General features: G+C 61.2%; 17 protein-coding genes. 8 read left to right on the top strand and 9 right to left on the bottom strand.

The genetic code is table 11. The features are described 5' to 3' along the window. Positions 1–114: 114 nt before the first annotated feature. The 4 genes from trkA to def form a co-directional block, all read right to left on the bottom strand. Positions 115–1488, bottom strand: a complete 1374-nt coding sequence (gene trkA / locus K8I84_RS12405) for a Trk system potassium transporter TrkA (protein WP_223795089.1) — start codon at positions 1486–1488, stop codon at positions 115–117. Then, positions 1485–2786, bottom strand: coding sequence for a 16S rRNA (cytosine(967)-C(5))-methyltransferase RsmB (rsmB, locus tag K8I84_RS12410; protein WP_223795090.1), 1302 nt, complete (start codon positions 2784–2786; stop codon positions 1485–1487). The genes trkA and rsmB overlap by 4 nt, the downstream gene beginning before the upstream one ends. A 1-nt stretch (position 2787) precedes the next feature. Further along, positions 2788–3723: a methionyl-tRNA formyltransferase gene (gene fmt, locus K8I84_RS12415; RefSeq protein WP_223795091.1), complete on the bottom strand. Its 936-nt coding sequence runs from the start codon at positions 3721–3723 to the stop codon at positions 2788–2790. 102 nt (positions 3724–3825) lie between these two features. Then, complete coding sequence (gene def, locus K8I84_RS12420; protein WP_223795092.1) at positions 3826–4329, bottom strand: peptide deformylase; 504 nt, start codon at positions 4327–4329, stop codon at positions 3826–3828. Positions 4330–4731: 402 nt separating this feature from the next. Here def and K8I84_RS12425 point away from each other — a divergent pair, with 402 nt between their 5' ends. The 5 genes from K8I84_RS12425 (at position 4732) to aroE (ending at position 9368) form a co-directional block, all read left to right on the top strand. Continuing rightward, positions 4732–5754, top strand: a complete 1023-nt coding sequence (locus K8I84_RS12425; protein ID WP_223795093.1) for a LysM peptidoglycan-binding domain-containing protein — start codon at positions 4732–4734, stop codon at positions 5752–5754. Positions 5755–5827: 73 nt separating this feature from the next. After that, on the top strand, positions 5828–6997 hold the full coding sequence (gene dprA, locus K8I84_RS12430; protein ID WP_223795094.1) for a DNA-processing protein DprA: 1170 nt from the start codon (positions 5828–5830) through the stop codon (positions 6995–6997). A 43-nt stretch (positions 6998–7040) separates the two neighbouring features. Further along, positions 7041–7613 (top strand): L-threonylcarbamoyladenylate synthase, encoded by a 573-nt coding sequence (locus tag K8I84_RS12435; RefSeq protein WP_223795095.1) that lies wholly within the window; start codon positions 7041–7043, stop codon positions 7611–7613. An 8-nt stretch (positions 7614–7621) separates the two neighbouring features. Further along, on the top strand, positions 7622–8551 hold the full coding sequence (gene hemF, locus K8I84_RS12440; protein WP_223795096.1) for an oxygen-dependent coproporphyrinogen oxidase: 930 nt from the start codon (positions 7622–7624) through the stop codon (positions 8549–8551). Further along, positions 8541–9368 carry a shikimate dehydrogenase gene (aroE, locus tag K8I84_RS12445; RefSeq protein ID WP_223795097.1) on the top strand — a complete coding sequence of 276 codons (828 nt, stop codon included), beginning with the start codon at positions 8541–8543 and terminating at the stop codon, positions 9366–9368. Before hemF ends, aroE begins: the two co-directional genes overlap by 11 nt. 16 nt (positions 9369–9384) lie before the next feature. Here the strand turns inward: aroE and K8I84_RS12450 are convergent, their stop codons facing one another. Together K8I84_RS12450 and K8I84_RS12455 are read right to left on the bottom strand one after the other, a co-directional pair. After that, positions 9385–10524, bottom strand: coding sequence for an ABC transporter substrate-binding protein (locus K8I84_RS12450; RefSeq protein ID WP_223795098.1), 1140 nt, complete (start codon positions 10522–10524; stop codon positions 9385–9387). After that, complete coding sequence (locus tag K8I84_RS12455) at positions 10511–12217, bottom strand: chloride channel protein (RefSeq protein WP_223795099.1); 1707 nt, start codon at positions 12215–12217, stop codon at positions 10511–10513. The genes K8I84_RS12450 and K8I84_RS12455 overlap by 14 nt, the downstream gene beginning before the upstream one ends. Before the next feature lie 237 nt (positions 12218–12454). Here K8I84_RS12455 and K8I84_RS12460 point away from each other — a divergent pair, with 237 nt between their 5' ends. Next, complete coding sequence (locus K8I84_RS12460) at positions 12455–15025, top strand: FAD-dependent oxidoreductase (protein WP_223795100.1); 2571 nt, start codon at positions 12455–12457, stop codon at positions 15023–15025. Positions 15026–15161: 136 nt separating this feature from the next. Then, positions 15162–16274 carry a GlxA family transcriptional regulator gene (locus tag K8I84_RS12465; RefSeq protein WP_223795101.1) on the top strand — a complete coding sequence of 371 codons (1113 nt, stop codon included), beginning with the start codon at positions 15162–15164 and terminating at the stop codon, positions 16272–16274. On the opposite strand, the gene K8I84_RS12470 is transcribed toward K8I84_RS12465, so the two are convergent. From K8I84_RS12470 to K8I84_RS12480, 3 genes are read right to left on the bottom strand one after another with little or no spacing between them, the layout of a single operon-like run. Continuing rightward, a complete protein-coding gene (locus K8I84_RS12470; RefSeq protein WP_223795102.1) occupies positions 16266–18002 on the bottom strand; it encodes a formate--tetrahydrofolate ligase in 1737 nt (578 codons plus the stop codon). The genes K8I84_RS12465 and K8I84_RS12470 overlap by 9 nt on opposite strands. Then, positions 17986–18921 (bottom strand): methylenetetrahydrofolate reductase, encoded by a 936-nt coding sequence (locus K8I84_RS12475; protein ID WP_223795103.1) that lies wholly within the window; start codon positions 18919–18921, stop codon positions 17986–17988. The genes K8I84_RS12470 and K8I84_RS12475 overlap by 17 nt, the downstream gene beginning before the upstream one ends. A 50-nt stretch (positions 18922–18971) precedes the next feature. Next, the gene (locus tag K8I84_RS12480) at positions 18972–20333 is read right to left on the bottom strand and encodes a glycine cleavage T C-terminal barrel domain-containing protein (RefSeq protein WP_223795104.1); all 1362 of its coding nucleotides are present in this window, start codon (positions 20331–20333) and stop codon (positions 18972–18974) included. Positions 20334–20547: 214 nt separating this feature from the next. On the opposite strand from K8I84_RS12480, the gene K8I84_RS12485 reads away from it, so the two are divergent. Further along, complete coding sequence (locus K8I84_RS12485; protein ID WP_223795105.1) at positions 20548–20865, top strand: PA4642 family protein; 318 nt, start codon at positions 20548–20550, stop codon at positions 20863–20865. Positions 20866–20881 lie beyond the last annotated feature (16 nt).

Raw genomic sequence — 20881 nt, forward strand, 5'->3', positions numbered from 1 at the left:
CGGTCTGTGTGTGGCGCCCGCCGGCCAGAAAAGCCTCGGGCACTCTGAAAAAAGGCGCATTATACGCTCGCGCGGAAGGGATTTCTAAGATGGGTCCTGCACTTTGATTTTCAACTAGAAGAAGGTGAGCCCGACCTGGAACAGTTTTTCCACGTCCCGGACCCGCGACTTGTCCACCAGGAACAGGATGACGTGGTCATCCGGCTGAATCCGCAGGTGGTCATGAGCAATAAGCACTTCGTTGTGGCGAACGATGGCCCCGATGGTGGTGCCTTCGGGCAGGGAAATCTCGTCCAACCGACGCCCGACGACCTTTGACGACCGGTGATCGCCGTGGGCGATGGCCTCAATGGCTTCGGCCGCGCCCCTGCGTAGTGAGTGAACGTTTACTACATCGCCCCGGCGTACGTGGGTCAGCAGGCTGCCGATGGTGGTTTGCTGGGGTGAAATGGCCACATCGATATCGCCGCCCTGGATCAGGTCGACGTAATCCGGGTTGTTGATCAGGGTGAAGACTTTGCGCGCACCCAGCCGCTTGGCCAGCAGCGAGGCCATGATGTTGGCTTCGTCATCGTTGGTGACTGCGCAGAACACATCGGTGTTCTCGATGCTTTCTTCCAGCAGGATGTCCTTGTTGGCCGCGTTCCCTTCCAGAACCACAGTCTTGCGCAGGTTTTCCGACAGCATCACGCAGCGCTCGTGATCCCGCTCCAGCAGCTTGACCTGGTAGCGGTTTTCCAGGGTCTGGGCCAGTCGTTGGCCGATGTTGCCGCCGCCACAGATGAAAATTCGTTTGTAGTTCTTCACCAGTGGCTGGAGCTCGCTCATCACCGACCGGATGTGGTTGGTGCCGGCAATGAAGAACACCTCGTCGCCGTCCTCAATCACCGTATCCCCCTGGGGCATGATCGGCCGGTCCTTGCGGAAAATGGCCGCTACACGGGTGTCGATCCGGGGCATGTGGGTACGCAGGTAGGACAGTTCGTGGCCAACCAGCGGGCCACCTTCGGTCGCCCGGATGGCCACCAGTCGCGCCAGACCCTTGGAAAATTCCAGCACCTGCAGGGCGCCCGGGTATTCGATCAACCGGGTAATGTGCCGGGTAACCAGATGCTCCGGGCTGATCATGACGTCGATGGGGAAGCCGTTTTCACCAAACAGTTCGTTGCGGGCCAGATAGGCTCCGGCACGAACCCGGCTGATCTTGGTGGGGGTCTTGAACATGATGCTGGCAATCTGACAGGCCACCATGTTGGTTTCGTCACTGCTGGTAACGGCAATCAGCATGTCTGCGTCCGCAGCGCCGGCTTGTCTCAGAACACTCGGGTAGGAGGCCCTGCCCTGAACGGTTCGGATATCGAGTCGGTCCTGCAGCTCGCGCAGGCGGGCACCGTCGCTGTCGATCACGGTGATGTCGTTGGCCTCGTTGGCCAGGTTCTCGGCCAGTGTGCCACCCACCTGGCCGGCACCTAGGATCAGGATCTTCATGCGTCGGGTTTCTCCAGCACAGCGTAGAAGAAGCCATCATGGCTGTCGGGGTCGGGCAGCAACTGCCGGCCCGCGCCCATGTCCCGCCCCCAGGCAACGTCCGGCTCCACAAGCTGGACGCCGTCTTTTTGTTTGCGGAATCGTTGAATTATACGGTGGTTTTCCTGGGGAAATACCGAACAGGTCGCATACACCAGTCGCCCACCGGGCTTAAGGATATCCCACATGGCATTCAGCAGGCCCAGTTGAATCGCGGCCAGGGGGCTGATATCGGATTCCCGGCGCAGGAGCTTGATGTCCGGATGACGCCGAATCACACCACTGGCGCTGCAGGGAACATCCAGCAGAATCCGGTCGAACGGTTTGCCATCCCACCATTCCCCGGTATTGGCGGCATCGGCCTGCTTCAGGGTGGCATCCAGGTCCAGGCGGTCGAGATTTTCCTGCACGCGGGGCAGGCGCTCGGCCGACTCATCAATGGCAACCACCTCATTCAAACCATCGCAGGCTTCGAGGATGGCGCAGGTTTTTCCGCCCGGGGCCGCGCAGGCATCGAGCACCCGTTGACCCGGTGCAAGGTCCAGCAAGGTAGTGCAAAGTTGGGCGGCTTCGTCCTGAACACTGACCGCGCCATCGGCAAAGTGCGGCAACTTATCCACAGGTACCGGCTGAGTCAGTTGAATGCCTTGGGGCGCGAAGCGTGTTGGTGCAGCCTCAATACCCGCCTCTTCAAGTAAATCCAGATAGGCATCGCGGGTCAGACGACGGGCGTTGACTCGCAGGGTCATCGGCGCCTGTTCGTTGTTGGCGGCCAGGATCTCTTGCCAGTCGTCCGGCCAGTTGTGGCGCAGCTTTTCCACCATCCATTCGGGGTGGCTGAATCGGCTGGCATTGTCCGCGGGCTCTGGTGCGCCCTCCCGTTCGGCGGCTCGCAGTACACCGTTGACCAGGCCGGTCAGGTGTGGCTTGTCCAGGGCACGGCAAGCTTCCACGGACTCATTCAGCACGGCGTAGGTCGCCTGCTGGCTGAAACGAAGCTGGAAAAGGCCGATCAGCATCAGGTGATGCACAACCCGATCCTGCTTGCGCAGGGGCTTTTTAAGCCGGGTTTGCAGTTCCCCGTCTAACCGGTGAAACCAGCGGCTGGTGCCAAAACAGAGGGCCTGCAGAGCGGGCCTTTCTTCCGGAGCCAGTTGCTGTAGCGCCGGGGGCAGGCACTGGGTCAGCGAGTGCCCGTTCTCAACCGCCAGTAGAACGTTGGCAGCTGCGGCGCGCAGGGGCAAGCCATGGGTATCCATCTCAGCGCAGCTCCTCGCCGGGCAACAGTAACTGCTTGCCGCCGTTGATCAGGTCGTTGGCGCTCTGGGCCCGGGCACCTGGCAATTGCAGGCGGGTAATCCGAAGAGTACCGGCGCCGCAGGCCACATCAATACCGTCTCGTTCCCGGCGAATCACGGTGCCGGCCGGCTCATCGGACTGCTCGGCCAGTACTTCGGCCTGGTGAATCCGGATGCGCTGGTCGCCCAGGTCGGTAAAGGTGCCGGGCCAGGGATTGAAGGCGCGGATCAGCCGTTCGATGGCCGAGGCGTCCCGCGACCAGTCAATGTGCCCTTCTTCTTTCGACAGTTTGTGGGCGTAACAGGCGTCGGCATCGTCCTGGGCTTCGCCCGTCAAACCGCCCTGCTCCATGGCATCCATAGCGTTTACAATGGCCTGGCCTCCCAGTTCGGCGAGCCGGTCGTGGAGGCTGCCCCCGGTGTCCGTGGATTCGATGGGCGTGGTGACTTTCAGCAGCATGGCGCCGGTATCCAGGCCTTCATCCATCTGCATGATGGTAATACCGCTTTCTTCGTCGCCGGCGGCAATGGCTCGCTGGATGGGGGCTGCGCCGCGCCAGCGGGGCAGGATGGAGGCGTGGATGTTAATGCAACCATGGACCGGAATTTCCAGCACGGCCTTGGGCAGGATCAGTCCGTAGGCAGCGACAATCATGGCGTCTGCTTTCAGGTTTGCCAGTTCCTGCTGGGCCTCCGGTGTTTTCAGGCTGACTGGCTGGAAAACCGGAATGCCGGCGTCCAGTGCGACCTGTTTGACCGGGCTGGGGATCAGCTTTCGGCCGCGACCGGAAGGACGATCAGGCTGGGTGTACACGCCAACAATGGTGTGGGAAGTGCCCAACAGGGCTTTCAGGGCGGAGGCAGCGAAGTCCGGGGTGCCGGCAAAAACAAGTCGCACGGTGCTGACGTCTCTGTTCAGTTGAAAACGAAAAGACCGGGTCTGTAACCCGGTCCACGATAGTTTTATTCAAGCCCCAGGGCCAGAACCGATCAAGTTCGATCAGGCACTCTTCTTGTGGAGCTTTTCCAGTTTCTTGCGAATCCGGTTGCGCTTGAGTGAGCTTAGGTAATCCACGAACAATTTGCCGTTCAGGTGGTCCATCTCATGCTGGATGCACACCGCCAGCAGGCCTCGGGCTTCCAGTTCGAACGGCTTTCCGTCCCGGTCCAGGGCCCGGATCATGCAATGCTCAATGCGGGTAACGTCTTCGTAGAAGCCGGGTACGGACAGGCAGCCTTCCTGCATGGCTTCCGGGTCGCCGTCCAGAACTTCGACTTCCGGGTTGATGAAGACACGTGGCTCGCTTTTGTCCTCAGACAGATCCATGACAATGATCTGCTTGTGCACGTTCACCTGCGTAGCGGCCAGGCCGATGCCGGGCGCATCGTACATCGTCTCGAACATGTCGTCGATCAGCGTGCGGATGTCGTCCGTTACGTCTTCAACCGGCTTGGCGATGGTGCGCAGACGTGGGTCCGGGTATTCGAGAATCTCTAAAATCATGGTGTATCTTCAGCTTTTGGGGCTTTAGCCCGGGACTGCAACGCAAGAAAAGCCCCGGTAACTTTGTAAATTTCTGCAAGCGCGTGAAGCAAGTCGCCAAAATGCGACCGTGTGCAGTGCAAACATGGTACGTTCGATCACATAATCGACTAAAAGCCGTGGATGCCAGAGCACTCTTCGTATTGCGCCCATTATCCAACAATTCGTCGATTGAGTACAAACTGATCAGTTGATAGTTAAAATCTTTCGCAGGCGGGATAGAATCTACTCGAAGAACAAAAGATAACATCACAAATCCCAGTACATCTTCTATAGTATCGGGAAATAATCCAATAAGCTGCAGGCTCCAGACTGCGCACTAAAAATGCAAAGATTCAAGGCACGCGATCAAGGACTTATACAATGAGGAAACTGCTGTACTCACTGGCGGCGTCATCGATGCTGCTGTTCGCCTCCTGGACCCAGGCCGCTCCCGACTTTAAAACCGACCATCCTGAACGCTACACCGTGGTTAAGGGCGATACCCTCTGGGATATTTCCGGCCGTTTCCTGAACAATCCCTGGTACTGGCCGGAAATCTGGCACGTGAACCCGCAGGTTGAGAACCCTCATTTGATCTACCCGGGCGACCGCCTGGCGCTGGTGTACATTGATGGCCAGCCCCGCGTGACCAAAGTGGCGTCCAATAACGGCGTGGTCAAACTGTCACCGGAAGTGCGTTCCGAGCCCCTGACCAGCCCGATTCCGGCGATTCCGCTGGATGCCATCAGCAGCTTCCTGACCGACACCCGAATCGTGTCTCCGGAAGAACTGGAAGGCGCGCCTTACGTGCTGGAAGGTGAAGACAGCCGGATCATCACCGGTGCCGGTGACCGCATTTACGCCCGCGGCGACAAGCCGGCGGACAAGGTTGGCGTGTTCCGCCGCAGCAAGGAGTATGTTGATCCGGAAACCGGCGAGTTCCTGGGTCTTGAAGCACGCAGTGTCGCTGCCGGTAATGTGAGCGCCGAAAACGGCGAGGTCCTGACCGTTGATCTGACCAAGTCCAGCGAGGAAGTGCGCATTGGTGACCGTCTGCTGACCAACGTGAACCGTCCGATTTCCACCAGCTTCTCTCCCAGTTCTCCGAGCCAGGACGTGGAAGGTGTGATGATCGGGGTTGACGGTGGTGTTACCCAGATCGGCCAGTACGATGTGGTGGTGATTAACCGCGGTACCCGCGATGGTCTGGAGCCGGGCAACGTGATGGCGGTGCTGAAGGCCGGCAACCTGGTGCGTGACCCGGTCACCGGCGAAACCATCGAGCTGCCCTCCGAGCGTGCCGGCCTGATGATGGTGTTCCAGGCCTACGAGAAGATGAGCTATGGCCTGATTCTACAGGCGACCCGCGCGCTCTCGGTTGGTGACAAGGTAGTCAATCCCTGATCACCTGAACCCTCTGTGACCGTGCACGGCCGGGCCAGGATGGTCCGGCCTTTTTGTATTCAAGGACGATACCGTGACCAGACACCCTTCCCCGAAGGGCCGGGATGCCAAGCCCGGCGCTTTTGACCAGGACTCTGCTTCCTGGCTGTTATTAACCTGCCTGCCCGGCGTCGGGCCGAAATCCCGGGCGCAACTCCTTGAGCAGTGGCCCTCACCGATCGATTTGCTCTCCGTAACTCGGGCAACCCTGGGTGCCTGTGGCCTGCCAACCAAAGCCGTTAACGTCATTCAGGCCTGGCAGCGGCGCGACCGAAGCGACCCCGTGGTGAGCAAGGTTCTGTGGATCCTCGATCAGTGCAGCAAGCAGAACATTCAGATCCTTACCTTCGCCGACCCCTGTTATCCGGAACCTCTGAGACACATCCACGATGCACCCTGGGTGCTCTTTGCCCTGGGTGACGTGTCGTTGCTGCAGCGGGAACAGATTGCGATTGTTGGCAGCCGCAATGCGACCCCGTCGGGTTTATCGCTGGCACGACGGTTCGCCGCCGAACTGAGTGCGTGCTCCCTGCTGGTTACCAGTGGGCTGGCCCTGGGAGTCGACGGTGCGGCCCATGCCGGGGCGCTGGACGTGAATGCCCCCACCCTGGCGGTGATTGGTTGCGGGCTTGATAACCTCTATCCCGGCCGGCACCGGCCGCTGGCGCGCCGAATCCTGGAGCGCGGCTTGCTGGTTTCCGAATACCCGCCGGGGACGCCCGCTCGTCCGGCCCATTTTCCGCAACGCAACCGCATTATCAGTGGCCTGGCCCGGGGCGTGTTGGTGGTGGAGGCCGGTCTGAAGAGCGGCTCGCTGATTACCGCACGACTGGCAATGGAGCAGGGCCGGGAGGTGTTTGCCATTCCCGGCCCGGTGCAGAGCCCGGTGTCCCGGGGCTGTCATCATCTGATCAAACAGGGCGCAGCGCTGGTCGAGAGCGTCGAGGATATTGTCGCGGAGCTGGGTGCCAGCTGGCAGCAGTCCACGCCTCTCGGAAACGGGACGGGCGAAGCTAACCCCCTGAGTGGCCTCGAACATCGGGAAATCGCGGTCTTTGAGGCTTTAGGGTATGATCCGCAGTCCACAGACGCACTCAGCTTCACGACCGGTCTGTCTGCCGATCAGCTCATGCAGTCGTTACTGTTGCTGGAATTACAGGGCCTGGTCACGACCGTACCCGGAGGTTACCAGCGAACGTCGTGAAGCGTGCGAGACCCACAATCCGGATTGATTCACGAACACAGAAATGGCTGCTTTCTCTCCCCTCAGTGACTGGCAACTGCACCTGGCCCGCCGGACGATTCGTCAGGGCGGCGTGATCGCTTACCCGACCGAGGCGGTCTGGGGCCTGGGATGTGATCCCTGGGACCAGCTGGCGGTCGAGCGCATCCTCGACCTGAAGGCCCGCCCGATGGAAAAAGGCATGATCCTGGTCGCCAGTTCGGTTGATCAGGTGCGTTTTCTGCTCGATCCTTTACCGGAGGACCTGCAGCAGGAGGCCATCCGCCACTGGCCCGGCCCGGTTACCTGGCTGTTGCCGGATGTCTTGCAGCAGACCCCGGAGTGGGTTCGTGGCAAGCACAGTGCGATCGCGGTGAGGGTCAGCGATCATCCCGTGGTCCGGGCCCTGTGCGAGGCCGCCGGTATGCCGCTGGTATCCACGTCCTGCAATCCCGCCGGGCGGGAACCGGCCCGCTATCCCTGGCAGGTACACCGGTATTTCGCGGGTGAGCTGGACCGGGTTGTGCCCGGCCAGTTGGGGGGCAACCGTAAGCCAAGCCGCATCATTGATATTGTCTCGGGACAACAGCTTCGCTAGGAGAACCCATGCCACATCACGCCGACAGTTCTGCCGTTAAAGACTATCTGCTGGGGTTGCAGGAACGCATCTGTGCCCGGCTCGAATCCGTGGATGAAGGCGCCGGTTTTATCCGGGATTCCTGGGATCGCCCGGAAGGCGGTGGTGGCATCAGCCGGGTGATCTCCGATGGCAAAGTGATTGAAAAAGGCGGGGTCAACTTCTCCCATGTGATGGGCGACACTATGCCGGCTTCCGCCACCGCCCATCGCCCGCATCTGGCGGGTGCTCCATGGGAAGCCATGGGCGTGTCGCTGGTGATTCATCCCCATAACCCCTATGTGCCGACCTCGCACGCCAATGTGCGCTTTTTCATTGCTCGTCCGAAACACAGCGAGCCGGTGTACTGGTTCGGCGGCGGCTACGACCTGACCCCGTATTACGGCTTCGAGGAAGACTGCGTGCACTGGCACCGGATCGCCAAAGGCGCCTGTGAACCTTTTGGTGCTGACCTGTATCCGCGCTTCAAGGCCTGGTGCGATGATTACTTTTTCCTCAAGCATCGGAATGAACCCCGGGGAGTTGGCGGTTTGTTTTTCGACGACCACAACACCGGTGATTTCGAGCAGGATTTTGCCCTCATGCGGTCTGTGGGTGACAGCTACATCGAAGCCTACGAACCCATTGTCCAGCGTCGGAAGACGCTGCCCTTCGGTGAGCGTGAGCGGGATTTCCAGCTCTACCGGCGGGGGCGCTACGTGGAATTCAACCTGGTGTATGACCGGGGTACCCTGTTTGGTTTGCAGTCCGGTGGCCGGACCGAGTCTATCCTGATGTCATTGCCGCCCCTGGTGCGCTGGGATTATGCCCGGGTTCCGGAGCCCAACACCGAAGAGGCGAAACTGACCGAGTTCTTCCTGACCGGCCGGGACTGGCTGGAGGTAAGCGATGAACAATGATCTCTATGCAGTGGTGGGCCACCCCATCAGCCACAGCAAATCCCCCCGGATTCACAGCCTGTTTGCCAGCGAAACCGGTGAAGCGCTGGAATACACCGCCATCCAGGCACCCCTGGACGATTTTGCTGGCACCGTGCAGCAGTTTTTCGAGCGCGGCGGCAAGGGGCTGAACGTAACCGTCCCCTTCAAGGAACAGGCCTGGCGGCTGGCCGACCAACGCACCGGCCGGGCGGAAAAGGCCGGCGCGGCGAACACCCTGTTTCAGGATGATCAGGGCCTGCTGGCGGCGGATAACACCGATGGCTGTGGCCTGGTGCGGGACCTCACGGTCAACCAGGGGATCCGCCTGAAAGACGCCAGAGTGCTGGTGCTCGGTGCCGGTGGTGCCGTGCGCGGCGTGCTGGGCCCCTTGCTGGCGGAGGCCCCGGCGTCACTGATCATCGCCAACCGGACCGTGGCCAAGGCCGACGGCCTGGTGAAGCTCTTTGCTGACGAGGCCGCCGGTTGCCAGCTGGCCGCCTGTGGCTTTGAGCAGGCCAAAGGTCCCTTCGACCTGATCATCAACGGCACCAGTGCCAGCCTGCAGGGTGATTTGCCACCGCTGCCGGCAACGGTGATCAGGGACGGGACCGCCGTCTACGACATGATGTACTCCCTGCAGACCACGACTTTCAATCAGTGGGCTCTGGACCGCGGCGCCAACCGGGTAATGGATGGGCTGGGCATGCTGGTTGAACAGGCGGCCGAGTCTTTCCGGATCTGGCGGGGCGTTACCCCTAACACCAGCGCCGTGATGGATGTATTGCGAAACGACTGAGACCGGCACCACCGACCTATGGCGTTGCGTCTTTCTCCGACAGCCAGGCTTTGAACCATCGCTCCCGCAGGTCGACGGTTTTCGAATACCAGCGGTGGTCCCGCATCAGGGCGTGGTCCATGTGGCCCGGCGCCGTCGGCATGTGGGGCTGCATCGCCACCCGGTTATCGGTGTGCAGGCCAATGCGCTTGCGGGCGGAATCCCGTGTGGGTCCGTAGCTGATCAGATTGGCGTGTGCAGCCATCCGGTCCGTGCGGGTGGCAAAGGCAATAAAAGCCTGCGCCTGCTCTGTCTGGGCGGTACCACGGGGAATGGCCCAGCTGTTGAAACCGATCAGCTGGCCATCCCAGATCACGGAAATGGGCACATCGTTCATCACCCTGGCGTGGAAGAATCGGCCGTTGTAACCCGTGGCCATGGTGGCCTGGCCACTGGCTAGCAGCAGGGCGGGCTCCTCGCCGTTCTGCCACCAGATGATGGAATCTCGAATGGAGTCCAGCCGCTCGGACGCCAGTTCCATTCCCCGGGGCGTGCTCAGCAAATCGTACACCTGCTCCGGCGGCACCGACAGCGACAGCAACGCCCATTCAAAAAGCCCGGTGGGTGACAGCCGAAGCGCGCGCTTGCCCGGAAAGGTTTCCAGGTCAAAGAAATCCTCAACGCTGTCTGGTTTCTCGCCGGGAAAGGCCTCGTCGTTGTAGGCAATCACCGTTGAAAATACCAGATGGGTGATGAAGCAGGGCTGGATGGCCCCTTTCATGAAATCCTCCTGCGCAGACGTACCATCGGGCGTTGGCAGCAGAATGTCCGGCTCGATCGGTTCCAAAAGTTCCTGTGCACAGGCCACGTCGGCGTCCGATTCGATCATGTCGATCACATCCCAGGTCACCTCGCCGCCGGCCAGATGCCGTTTCAGGGGCCGGATGCCGCCGTCATAGGGGACAGTCTCGATGGCAATGCCCGTTGCCCGGGTAAAGGGCTCGAAATAGGCGCGCCGCTGGCTATCCTCATAGGCCCCGCCCCATGTGGCCACGGTCAGCACCTCCGGTTCCGGTTGCTCGGCTTCGGTGTCAGGTGCCGGCTGTTCTGCTGCCCATCCCTGGGGGGGCAGTACGCAGGAGAAGAGCAGGATCACCAACAAGTCAGGCCCCTTCATTTTCCTCCTCCCGCAGTTCGTGCACGATCTCAAGGTAGGCCCGAATCACCGCCTCCTCGGGAACGACACCCAGTAACTGTCCTTCCCCGGACACCAGGGGCACGGCCTCGCCCAGGAACCCCCGGAGGAGTTCCATGGACTGCCAGACCGAGGTCTTCTCATCAAAGCGGGTAAAGTCCCGCAGCGCCAATCGCAGGATGGGGGTGTCCGGCGCGCTGTTAATGATGGCCTGCAAGCGAATGACACCCAACAGAATGCCTCTGTTATCGACAACCATGGCTTCGGCCCGCTGCTCCCGGGCCAGCCGCTGGCGCACCGTCTCAACGGACTCCATACCCTGGGCGGTGGTGTACCGGGTGGACAGGTAATCGCGGATCGGGCGCGACTCAAGGATGGCCTTGTCCCGTCCGAGTGTCAGGTCAAAACCCCGGGCCCGGAGTTCCAGATCAAACAGGGAACGACCGATCGCCCGGTAGGAAACCACATTGGCGAAGACCACGGCGACCATGGCGGCAATGGTCAGGTCGTAGTTACGGGTCAGCTCGAACACGATCAGGATGGTGGTCAGCGGTGCGCCAATCACCGAACTGGCCAGGGCCATCATCCCACAAATGGCATACACCACCGGTCCTGAATAGGCGACGGGAACCAGGTGTGGCAGCACCGTACCATAGAGTGCCCCAAACAAAATGCCGATCAGCAGGGCCGGACTGAACACGCCGCCGACAAATCCGAATCCCAGGCACAGTGACGTCAGCACCAGCTTGGCCACGACAATCAGTGTGAGCTCGCTGATTCCAAAAGCGTTTTCAATGGTGGCAAAGCGCAGGGTTTCCTGCCCGATCCCCAGAATCTCCGGAATCCACAGGGCCACCAAGCCAACCAGCAGTCCGGCCACGGCGGGGCGGGCCCATACCGGAGCAATGTAGCGCCGGCTGACCCGGGAACTGAGCCGGAGCAGCCTGAGAAAAACCCAGGCCAGACCGGCACACAGCACGCCTTCCAGGGCAAACAGCAGGAACTCGTAACTGTGTTCAACCCGGGAGAACTCGACCAGAAACAGCGCCGGCCGGTCGAAAATCACGTTGGCGATGATGTAGCCCGTGGCCGCCGCCACGGTAACAGGCGCAAAGGCCCGCAGGGAGTAATGCCGCAGGATGACCTCGTGGGCGAAGACCAGTCCCGCGATCGGGGCATTGAACGCGGTCGAGATGGCTGCCGCCACACCGCAGGCGATGGCGATGGAACGCTGGTGGCGGAGATTCAGTCGCAGCCGGCCCACCAGATTGCCGAACATGGCCCCCAGATACACGAGCGGTCCGTATTGCCCTACCGAGGCACCACTGCCCAGGGACAGCAGGGCCGCCAGGGTTGATGCCAGCCCGCTGCGAAAGCCCGGTGTGGGGCCCGGGGTCTGGGCCGCCAGTATGGCGTCCGGCGGTGCCAGCCCGCGCCGTTCCCGAATCAGGTACCGGGTCACCAGGCCAACCAGCAGCCCGCCGAGTGTCGGCACCACCAGGGTGGCAAGCGCTACCAGCCCCGGCTGGTTCCCGGCCTGGACCCGTGCGTAGGGGGAAATCAGCAGCAGATCGTTCAGCCAGTGCACCGCCTCGACAAAGCCGATGGCCGCCAGCGACCCGGCGATACCGACCGCAATGGCCACCAGGGTGACCATGGCAATGCGGTACGTCATCTGTTGAACGTCATGGTGGTTCATACTGCAAGTAAAGTCTGGTTTGGCAAATGGCTCAACGAGGCGCCACTGGGGGCCTGAGGGTAAGCGGGTCGGCTCGCGGATTTGCGGTGCCGTTTTTGGACGAGTGCATGTCGTAATGAAATCACCCCGGGGACGGAATCAGGACCACATTGACAACAGGCGGGGCGCGTCCGGTCCGGGGCGCCATAGGATGCAGAAAACGGGAGGCCAAAAATGGCACAACTACCGAAACGTGCGAAAGTCGTGATCATCGGTCAGGGCGGTATTGTGGGATCCTCGGTGGTCCATCACCTGATCGAACAGGGCTGGGATGATATTGTCGGCCTGGAGAAATCCGCGATCCCCACGGACATCGGCTCCACCTCACACGCGTCGGATTTCTGTTTCACCACCTCCCACGACAAGCTGAATATCTACACCACGAAATACAGCCAGGACTTCTATGAAAAACGCGGCAACTACGTGAAGTGCGGCGGGATGGAAGTTGCCCGGGTAGACGACGACGAACGCATGGACGAGCTGCGCCGCAAGGTGGGCTCGGGCAAGGCGTTTGGCACCAATGTCAGCATGATTTCCCCGAGCGAAGCCAAGGAACTGTTTCCGCTGCTGGATGAGAGCCAGATTCAGGGCGCCATGTGGGACCCGGACGCCGGACTGGTGGTGCCCCGCTCCCAGAAAGTGGCCGGCGACCTGGTGGAGGAGGCGGTCGCCACCGGCAAGTTGCAGGCTTTTGCTTATACGCCCGCCACCCGCATCGACGTGCAGGATGGCCAGGTCCGGGGTGTTGAAACCGACAAAGGCTATATCGAAACCGAGTATGTGGTCCTGTGCATGGGGATCTGGGGCCCATTGTTAGCCTACACCGCCAACGCTGCCCTGCCACTGATGCCACTGGAACACCCGCTGCTGTTTTTCGGACCTTATGAAGAGCTCAAAGGCACCGGCAAGCAGATCGTCTATCCCCTGTTTCGGGACCAGGGCAACTCCGCCTACGTGCGGGATACCGGCGACCCCACCACCACCGAAGGTGGCCGGATCGAATGGGGCTACTATGAGCCAGACAATCCCAGACTGGTGTACCCCGGTGCCATCGCCGAACCCGAGGAGGCACGTATGTCTCCGTCCATGCGGGACCTGACCCTGGACCAGGTGATGGAAGCCTACGAAAAGGCCATCGAACTCACGCCGATCCTGGGCGAGCTGGGCTGGGAGGAGAAACATTCATTCAACGGTCTGCTGTCAGTCACACCCGATGGGGGGTCGCTGATGGGTGAGTCCCCGGAGGTGCGTAACCTGTGGTTCTGTGAAGCGGTGTGGGTGAAAGACGGCCCGGGGGCCGGCAAGCTGCTGGCGGACTGGATGACCCACGGTAGCCCGGACATGGACCCTCACAGCGTCGATATTGCCCGCCACTACCCGCTGCAGAAAACCCCGGCCTATGTGTACGGCCGGTGCTATGAAATTGCCAAGAAGATTTACACCCCGGCGGTTCACCCCCGGGAGCCCTACGAGACCGGCCGCAAGATGCGCACCAGCCCGTTCTATCCGCGGGAAGTGGAGCTGGGCGGTTACTTCATGGAAGTAGCCGGCTGGGAGCGGGCCCACGGCTACGCCGCCAATGAAGCGACTCTGCTGTCCAAATACCGGGATCGTATTCCCTTGCGGGAGAACGAATGGGACGCCCGGCATTTCTGGGAGGTGTCCAACGCCGAACAGCTTGAACTGAGCGAGTCGGTGGGCATGATCAACCTGTCCCATTTTGCCATCTTCGACATTTCCGGCGCAGACGCCGAAGGCTTGCTGGAATTTCTGTCCGTGGCGAAAGTCGGGGGCACTACGCCTCTCGGCAAGGGTGTGTATACCCACTTCCTGGATGCCCGCGGCGGCGTGCATTCCGACCTGACCATCATCCGGCTGGCCGATGACGAGTATCGGGTGGTGTGCGGTGGCGATACCGGCCACCGGGACTATTGCTGGATGACCCGCATGGCCCGCAAACACGGATTCCAGAACATTCGCATCGAAGACCGTACCGACAGTCTGGCCACTCTCGGGCTGTGGGGACCCAAGGCCCGGGAAACCCTGGCCAAGCTGGTCAGCAACCCGGATGAACTGTCCCATGAGAGCTTTCCTTTCGCCACCGCCCGGGAGATTGAAGTACAGGGCATACCGGTATGGGCGTTCCGGATTTCCTATGTCGGTGAGCAGGGCTGGGAGCTTTACTTCCCGTTCAGCTACGGGTTGAAGATGTGGGATCTGCTGTACGACGCCGGTGTCACTCCGGTGGGTATCGAAACCTACGCCAACAGCCGTCGGCTGGAAAAAAGCCTGCGCCTGCAGAATGCCGACCTGGAGACAGAGTACAACCTGTACGAAGCCGGCCTGGCTCGTCCCAAGGTGAAGGACGCCGACTTCCACGGCAAGCAGGCTTATCTGGAGCAGCGGGAACTCCCCCGGCAGGCCGCCTATCTGTGCACAATGACCATGACCGAACATCGGGATTCGGCCGGCGTATTGCGTTACCCGGTGGGGCAGTGGCCCATCCTTGACCCGGACACCGGCGAGGTGCTGGTGGACAGCCAAGGTCGCCGATCTTATAACACCAGCATTGTCTGGGGGCCATCACTGGCTAAAAATATTCTGCTGGGTTACCTGCCCGATGCCTATGCCCAGGAAGGTAGGGAACTGGTGTTGGAATACTTTGAAGAGCGTTACCCTATTCGGGTCGAGGCGGTGGGCTATCGCGCCCTGCTTGATCCGGACAACGAGCGGGTTATGTCCTGATCCCAGGGGCCCGGTCAGACGGAACCGGGATGACATTGCCGGGTCCAAAAGTTGCAACTATTGTTAGGGGCAGGTGGTCTGTTGCGCGTTCGCGTACAGGCTGCCTAAAGACCCTCCAACTTGAGGAGGTTGCAACATGTCCGTCGACCCGGACCCTCGCAGATCCCAGCCCTCCCATGCGCCCTATCGGGTCGGCTTCCTGCTGGTCGATAACTTCACCCTTATTGCTCTGGCGACTGCTGTGGAACCCCTTCGGATGGCCAACCAGATGGCCGGTATCGAGCTTTATTCCTGGTCGTTACTGACCGCTGGCGGAACGGCCGTCCGTGCCAGTGACGGCATGGTGGTCATGCCGGATGCCGGTCTCGGGGAAGAGGACCGCTTCGACCTGGTGATTGTGGTTGGCGGGGTGGATGTCACCCACAGTTTCTCCAATGTCGAAGTGCGCTGGCTCAAGCAGCAGGCTCGTCGGAACGTGTTGCTGGGGGCGGTGTGTACCGGAGCCTACATTCTGGCGAGCGCCGGCCTGCTGGATGGCCACGCCTGCAGTGCCCACTGGGAATGCCTGGAAGCCATTCAGGAGGACTTTCCCCGGGTGCAGACCAACAATCACCTGTTTACCCTGCAGAAAACACGGATGACCTGCACCGGTGGGACGGTGCCCATGCACATGATGCTGAGCTTCCTGGCCCGCCGTCATGGCGCCGAGCTGACCAACGCAGTGTCCCAGATGTTTGTGTGCGACCGGGTGCGTGAGGAGACCGAGCCCCAACCGATTCCCATGCTGCCACGTCTGGCCAAACTTCAGCCCCGGCTGGCGGAAGTGGCACAACTGATGGAGGCGAACATCGAGGAGCCCATCGAGCTGGGCGAACTGGCAGTCCTGGCGGGAACGTCAAGAAGACAGCTTGAACGGCTGTTCCTCAAACACCTGGGCTGCACGCCGTCTCGATATTACCTTCGTGTGCGCCTGAACCGGGCGCGCCGTTTATTGAAACAGACCTCCTGCTCCATTGTGGAAATCGCATCGGTATGTGGCTTTGTCTCGGCTACCCATTTCAGTCGTTGCTATCGCAAGATCATGGGGCGGGCGCCCCGGCAGGAACGGCTGGAAGCCTGGGGTACCGACTCGGACCCCGCAGAGCCTGCGGAACCCAAGCCGATACTGTCATCATCGGGGGAGGCGCTTCGCCGCGCCAGTACCGAGCCCACATACGGAACGATCAGGCAGCCCAACGAATCAGGTTAACCCCACGACCAGGCCATTTTCATCCAGTCCGATATCGAGTGCTGCCGGTCGCCGTGGCAGGCCGGGCATGGTCATGATTTCCCCACACACCGCAACCACGAACCCGGCGCCGGCCGCCAGTCGTACTTCCCTCACCGGCAGGGTGTGTCCCGAGGGTGCGCCCATCAGCGAGGGATCGACGGAAAAGCTGTACTGGGTTTTTGCGATGCAGACGGGCAGGTAGCCGTACCCCAGGGCTTCATACTCCCTTAGCTGCTGTCTTGCAGTGGCGGTAAATTCCACATGGCTGGCGTGGTAGATACGGGTGGCAATGGTTTCGATCTTTTCTGCCAGGGGCAGGCTGTCGTCGTACAGGAAACGGATTTCGGGCTTGCCCTCGTCCAGCTCGTCCAGCACCGCCTGCGCCAGCTCGATAGCACCATCACTGCCGGTGGCCCAGTGCTCCGAGGGTACCGCTTTCACGCCCAGGTCCCTGCAGAGGGCCTGTACCAGTTCGAGCTCCTCCCAAGTATCCCCGGGGAACCGATTGATGCATACCACCGGATTCAGGCCGAATTGCTGCAGATTCTGAATATGCCGCTCCAGATTGGCCGCACCGATGCGTAATGCTCCGGTATCGGGATCTGAAATCCGACTGCGGGGCACACCGCCGTGCAGTTTGAGAGCCCGAAGCGTGCACACCAGTACCGCCGCATCCGGCTGCAGACCGGAATGCCGGCACTTGATGTCGATGAACTTCTCTGCCCCAAGATCCGCTCCGAATCCCGCCTCAGTCACCGTAATGTCGTTCAGGGCCATGGACGCACGGGTCGCTGTCACTGAATTGCAGCCATGGGCGATGTTTGCGAAAGGCCCGCCGTGGATAAACACCGGGTTGTGCTCAAGGCTCTGCACCATATTCGGTTGCAGGGCATCTTTCAGCAGTACCGAAAGGGCCCCTTCCATGCCGAGGTCTCCCACGGTGACGGGGGTGTTGTCGGCTCGCCGCCCCACCAGCATGTTGCTCAGTCTCCGGCGCAGATCGAGCCGTCCTTCGGCCAGACACAGAATGGCCATGATCTCGGATGATACGGTGATGTCGAAACCGGTTTCCCGGGGAACACCGTGGGCCTTGCCGCCCAGCCCGCACACCAGGTTCCGGAGTGAGCGATCGGTCAGGTCCACCACCCGCCGCCAGCTGACCTGTCTCGGGTCGAGGCCGGCCTCGTTACCCCAGTGAATATGGTTGTCGATCAGCGACGCCAGCAGGTTATGGGCGGTGGTGATAGCGTGGAAGTCCCCGTTGAAGTGCAGGTTGATGTCCTCCATGGGGATCACCTGGGAACGGCCCCCGCCGGCGGCGCCGCCTTTCATGCCAAAGCAGGGACCCAGGGAGGGCTCCCGCAGGCACACGGAGGAACTTACCCCAAGCCGGTTCAGGCCGTCATTCAGGCCTACGCTGGTGGTGGTTTTGCCCTCACCTGCGGGTGTCGGCGTCATGGCCGTGACCAGTACCAGCTTACCCCGGGGCGCCGTTTCGGAGGTGTCCACGTAGGCCATGTCCAGCTTCGCCTTGTAGTGGCCGAAGGGTACCAGGCTCTCGGCGGGCAAGCCGAACCGGCGCTGGGCCAGAAGCAGAATAGACTGGGGCTGCACCGAGCGGGCGATCTCAATGTCCGGTTTCGGGGCAATGTTGAGGTTTTCCAGCACCGGTGTGTCGGAAGTCTGTTCGTTATACCGGAAGCCCATTGGCCTGTCTCCTTTGGTCCTCCAGGGACCGACTGTGCTCTTGAATCCACTGCGCCGACTGGCGCAAACCTCCAAACGGAAACAGATGTATGCCCTTGAGCAGGGTGTCGGGGTTGTCGACGCAATACTCTGTCAGGGAACGGATCATGTCGTCGGGCGTCCAGGCCCTCAGCAGCCTGGCGCTGCCCGGGCGCTTGAGAAGCAGTTTGCTGGATGCCCCCAGGCCACACTGGGCGGCGTAGGCCATCAGGGTCTTGAGGCGGGTGGGGCCGGCCAGCCCGATGTAGACCGGCACCTGTTCCAGCAGGGTGCCCAGGCTTTGCAGCCAGTCCGTGATGATCTCAGGCTGGAAGGCGAACTGGGTGACCACCCACAGGCGGGTGCCCGTGCTGCGGGCGTATTCCTGTTTGATGTCCAGGGCCCGGATCAGGGTAGCCCGGTCAGCCCGGGGATGGCCCTCCGGGTGGCCCGCCACGCCAATGCCCTTGAAGCGGAAGCTGGACAGCACCCCGGATTCCAGGATGGCCAGAGTGTCGGGGAAGGGGCCGGCTGCCGGATCCCGGTCGCCGGCGATCAGCAGGAACCGGTCCACCGGGCTTTCCTGCAACTGGGCGAGCCAGTCTTCTAGCTGCCGCCGGCTTTCCACCATCCGGGCGGGCAGGTGCGGCACCGGCTCCATGCCCAGTTCGCGTAAACGAACGCAGGCGGCCAGTGTATCGCTGAACTGCCCCTTCGGCAGGAAGGGGACGTAGACCGCCGTCCCTGGCGGCAGAAGTTGCGGCAGATCCTCGGTGGTGCTGATCTGCCGGGGCGAGGCTTCAATGGAAGCGGATTGCAACAGCGTCAGCAGGTGCCGGTGTACTGCTTCATCCCGGTCCATTGGTGGCGTCAGCGCGTGGAGTTGTTTGGCGAACGTCATAATGCATCACCTGCTGTTAACCATTGCTGTACTGCGTACTGCCTTGAAAGTCAGTCCGCGAAGTCGATGCCTTTGGCGCGTGCGCGCTCCCGGGCATTGGGATTGACCGACGGACGGAAGGGCACTTCCACCACTTCAGCCTCGACGGCGGTTGAACCGTCCGGGGCGGCATATTCCACTGGCAGATGCACGGTGAGCTTGGTGCCGATGGCGGTGTTTTCGCACGGCACCCAGGCCAGCGCAATATTGGTTTCCAGCTCTGGTGAGTACCAGGGCGAAGTGACGTAACCCACTGGGTCGCCGCCGCCTTCCGGGCTGATCAGCCAGAAGTCATTGGCATAGTCGGTAACCTCGCCACCGCCAAACCGCAGGCCTACCATCTGGTGGGAGAACGGCGGTTTCCCGGCTTCCACCTGATCCCGGACTTTCTCAAGCCGTTGTTTACCGATGTAATCTGCTTCCTTGTTCCTAGGTACCTGATAGGCCAGGTTGCACTGGAACGGCAGGGTCTCCGCGTCCACGTCCTGGCCCCAGGACAGGATGCCGGCGGCAATCCTCCGATGGTGGGCCGGGGCGATTACTCGCAGGTTATGGGGCTCGCCGGCTGCCAGCACGGCGTACCACACATCCTCGGCGTACTTGGTGGAGTCCTTCAGGTAGATTTCGTAGCCCTTCTCGCCGGTGAAGCCGGTCTGGGACACAATCACATCGTGCCCGGCCACCTGGCCTTCCATCAGGCCGTAGAAGGGAATATCGCGAACCTCATCGCCGAACATGTCCGCCATCAGTGCTTCGGATTTCGGGCCCTGGATCTGCAGCGGAGAAACGTCGATTTCGGCAATGCTGACGTTGAAGCCCATGCCGATGTTGACGCCCCGAAGCCAGAGCTCCAGGTCGCTGTCGGACAGGGAGAACCAGAACTCATCTTCGGCCACCCGCAACAGCACCGGGTCATTGAGAATACCGCCATCCTCGTTGCACAGGATGACGTACTTGCCGCGCATGGGCTTGATCTTGGTGGCGTCCCGGGTGATCACGTAGTTCACAAAGCGCTCGGCGTCCGGACCCTTGACCTGGATCTGGCGCTCAACGGCGACATTCCACATGGTGACGTCGTTCACCAGAGACTCATACTCCACCATGGCGCCGCCCTGCTCCGGGCGCACGTAGCCCCGCGGATGGTACATGCGGTTGTACACGGTGGCGCGCCAGCAGCCTGCCTCGTAAGCCAGGTGCCAGTAAGGTGATTTGCGAACCCGGGTGGAAATCAGCATCTCCACCGGTGTCGGGCCGGACTGGCGCAGGTTAATGGGCACCTTGCGGTTAGACTGGTCGACCGAGTCGGGTTGCCTTGCGGCGCCGGCTCGCTGTTGCGGATAATTCTGCAGTGCTTCCTCGAATTTGACGGCCATGGCTGTCTCCCCCTCCTCGGTGGGTTGTTGATAGCATCAATGTGACCGTGTTTGGGATTGGCAGGTGGAACCGAAACGACATGGAAGCGACCAAAAACGGCAAGGCCTTATAGCCGGGGCGAAGACGCTCATGCTGAATTCATATAACCCTAAATTTTTCAGGGCCTTATACTGTGGCGCCCAGACTGTTCGATAAAGCAATGAGGGAGCGATTATGAGTGGACCAGACAAACCCAAGGTCATTGGTGAGGAATGGAGCGATGAGCGGGTCAAAAGCTTTCTCGCCATTGACCCCTATGACAAAACCCTGAACCCTGATTTCCATGCCCTGCTGAAAGCCTATCAGGCCATGCGTGCGGAGGATTTTGAGCGCTTTATTGGGTTCTTCCGGGAGGCAGGGCGGAACCTGAATGCTGTCAATGAGCGTAGTGAAACCATTCTGGATCTGATTTCCCAGCATCGTCGCAGCGTGGACTATGCCGAGGCGCTGAAAAAGGCCGGGGCAAAACAGGCAGCAGCCGCCAGCCACTGACGCTGGCGACTGCCCG

It is taken from the genome of Marinobacter sp. F4216, from assembly GCF_019931195.1.
Lineage (GTDB): Bacteria > Pseudomonadota > Gammaproteobacteria > Pseudomonadales > Oleiphilaceae > Marinobacter > Marinobacter suaedae.

What these genes read in the sequence shown, in the direction of transcription:
- trkA (WP_223795089.1), bottom strand. Translation starts at nt 1,488, where the DNA reads ATGAAGATCCTGATCCTAGGTGCCGGCCAGGTGGGTGGCACACTGGCC.
- rsmB (WP_223795090.1), bottom strand. Translation starts at nt 2,786, where the DNA reads ATGGATACCCATGGCTTGCCCCTGCGCGCCGCAGCTGCCAACGTTCTA.
- def (WP_223795092.1), bottom strand. Translation starts at nt 4,329, where the DNA reads ATGATTTTAGAGATTCTCGAATACCCGGACCCACGTCTGCGCACCATC.
- K8I84_RS12425 (WP_223795093.1), top strand. Translation starts at nt 4,732, where the DNA reads ATGAGGAAACTGCTGTACTCACTGGCGGCGTCATCGATGCTGCTGTTC.
- K8I84_RS12435 (WP_223795095.1), top strand. Translation starts at nt 7,041, where the DNA reads ATGGCTGCTTTCTCTCCCCTCAGTGACTGGCAACTGCACCTGGCCCGC.
- hemF (WP_223795096.1), top strand. Translation starts at nt 7,622, where the DNA reads ATGCCACATCACGCCGACAGTTCTGCCGTTAAAGACTATCTGCTGGGG.
- aroE (WP_223795097.1), top strand. Translation starts at nt 8,541, where the DNA reads ATGAACAATGATCTCTATGCAGTGGTGGGCCACCCCATCAGCCACAGC.
- K8I84_RS12450 (WP_223795098.1), bottom strand. Translation starts at nt 10,524, where the DNA reads ATGAAGGGGCCTGACTTGTTGGTGATCCTGCTCTTCTCCTGCGTACTG.
- K8I84_RS12455 (WP_223795099.1), bottom strand. Translation starts at nt 12,217, where the DNA reads ATGACGTACCGCATTGCCATGGTCACCCTGGTGGCCATTGCGGTCGGT.
- K8I84_RS12460 (WP_223795100.1), top strand. Translation starts at nt 12,455, where the DNA reads ATGGCACAACTACCGAAACGTGCGAAAGTCGTGATCATCGGTCAGGGC.
- K8I84_RS12465 (WP_223795101.1), top strand. Translation starts at nt 15,162, where the DNA reads ATGTCCGTCGACCCGGACCCTCGCAGATCCCAGCCCTCCCATGCGCCC.
- K8I84_RS12470 (WP_223795102.1), bottom strand. Translation starts at nt 18,002, where the DNA reads ATGGGCTTCCGGTATAACGAACAGACTTCCGACACACCGGTGCTGGAA.
- K8I84_RS12475 (WP_223795103.1), bottom strand. Translation starts at nt 18,921, where the DNA reads ATGACGTTCGCCAAACAACTCCACGCGCTGACGCCACCAATGGACCGG.
- K8I84_RS12480 (WP_223795104.1), bottom strand. Translation starts at nt 20,333, where the DNA reads ATGGCCGTCAAATTCGAGGAAGCACTGCAGAATTATCCGCAACAGCGA.
- K8I84_RS12485 (WP_223795105.1), top strand. Translation starts at nt 20,548, where the DNA reads ATGAGTGGACCAGACAAACCCAAGGTCATTGGTGAGGAATGGAGCGAT.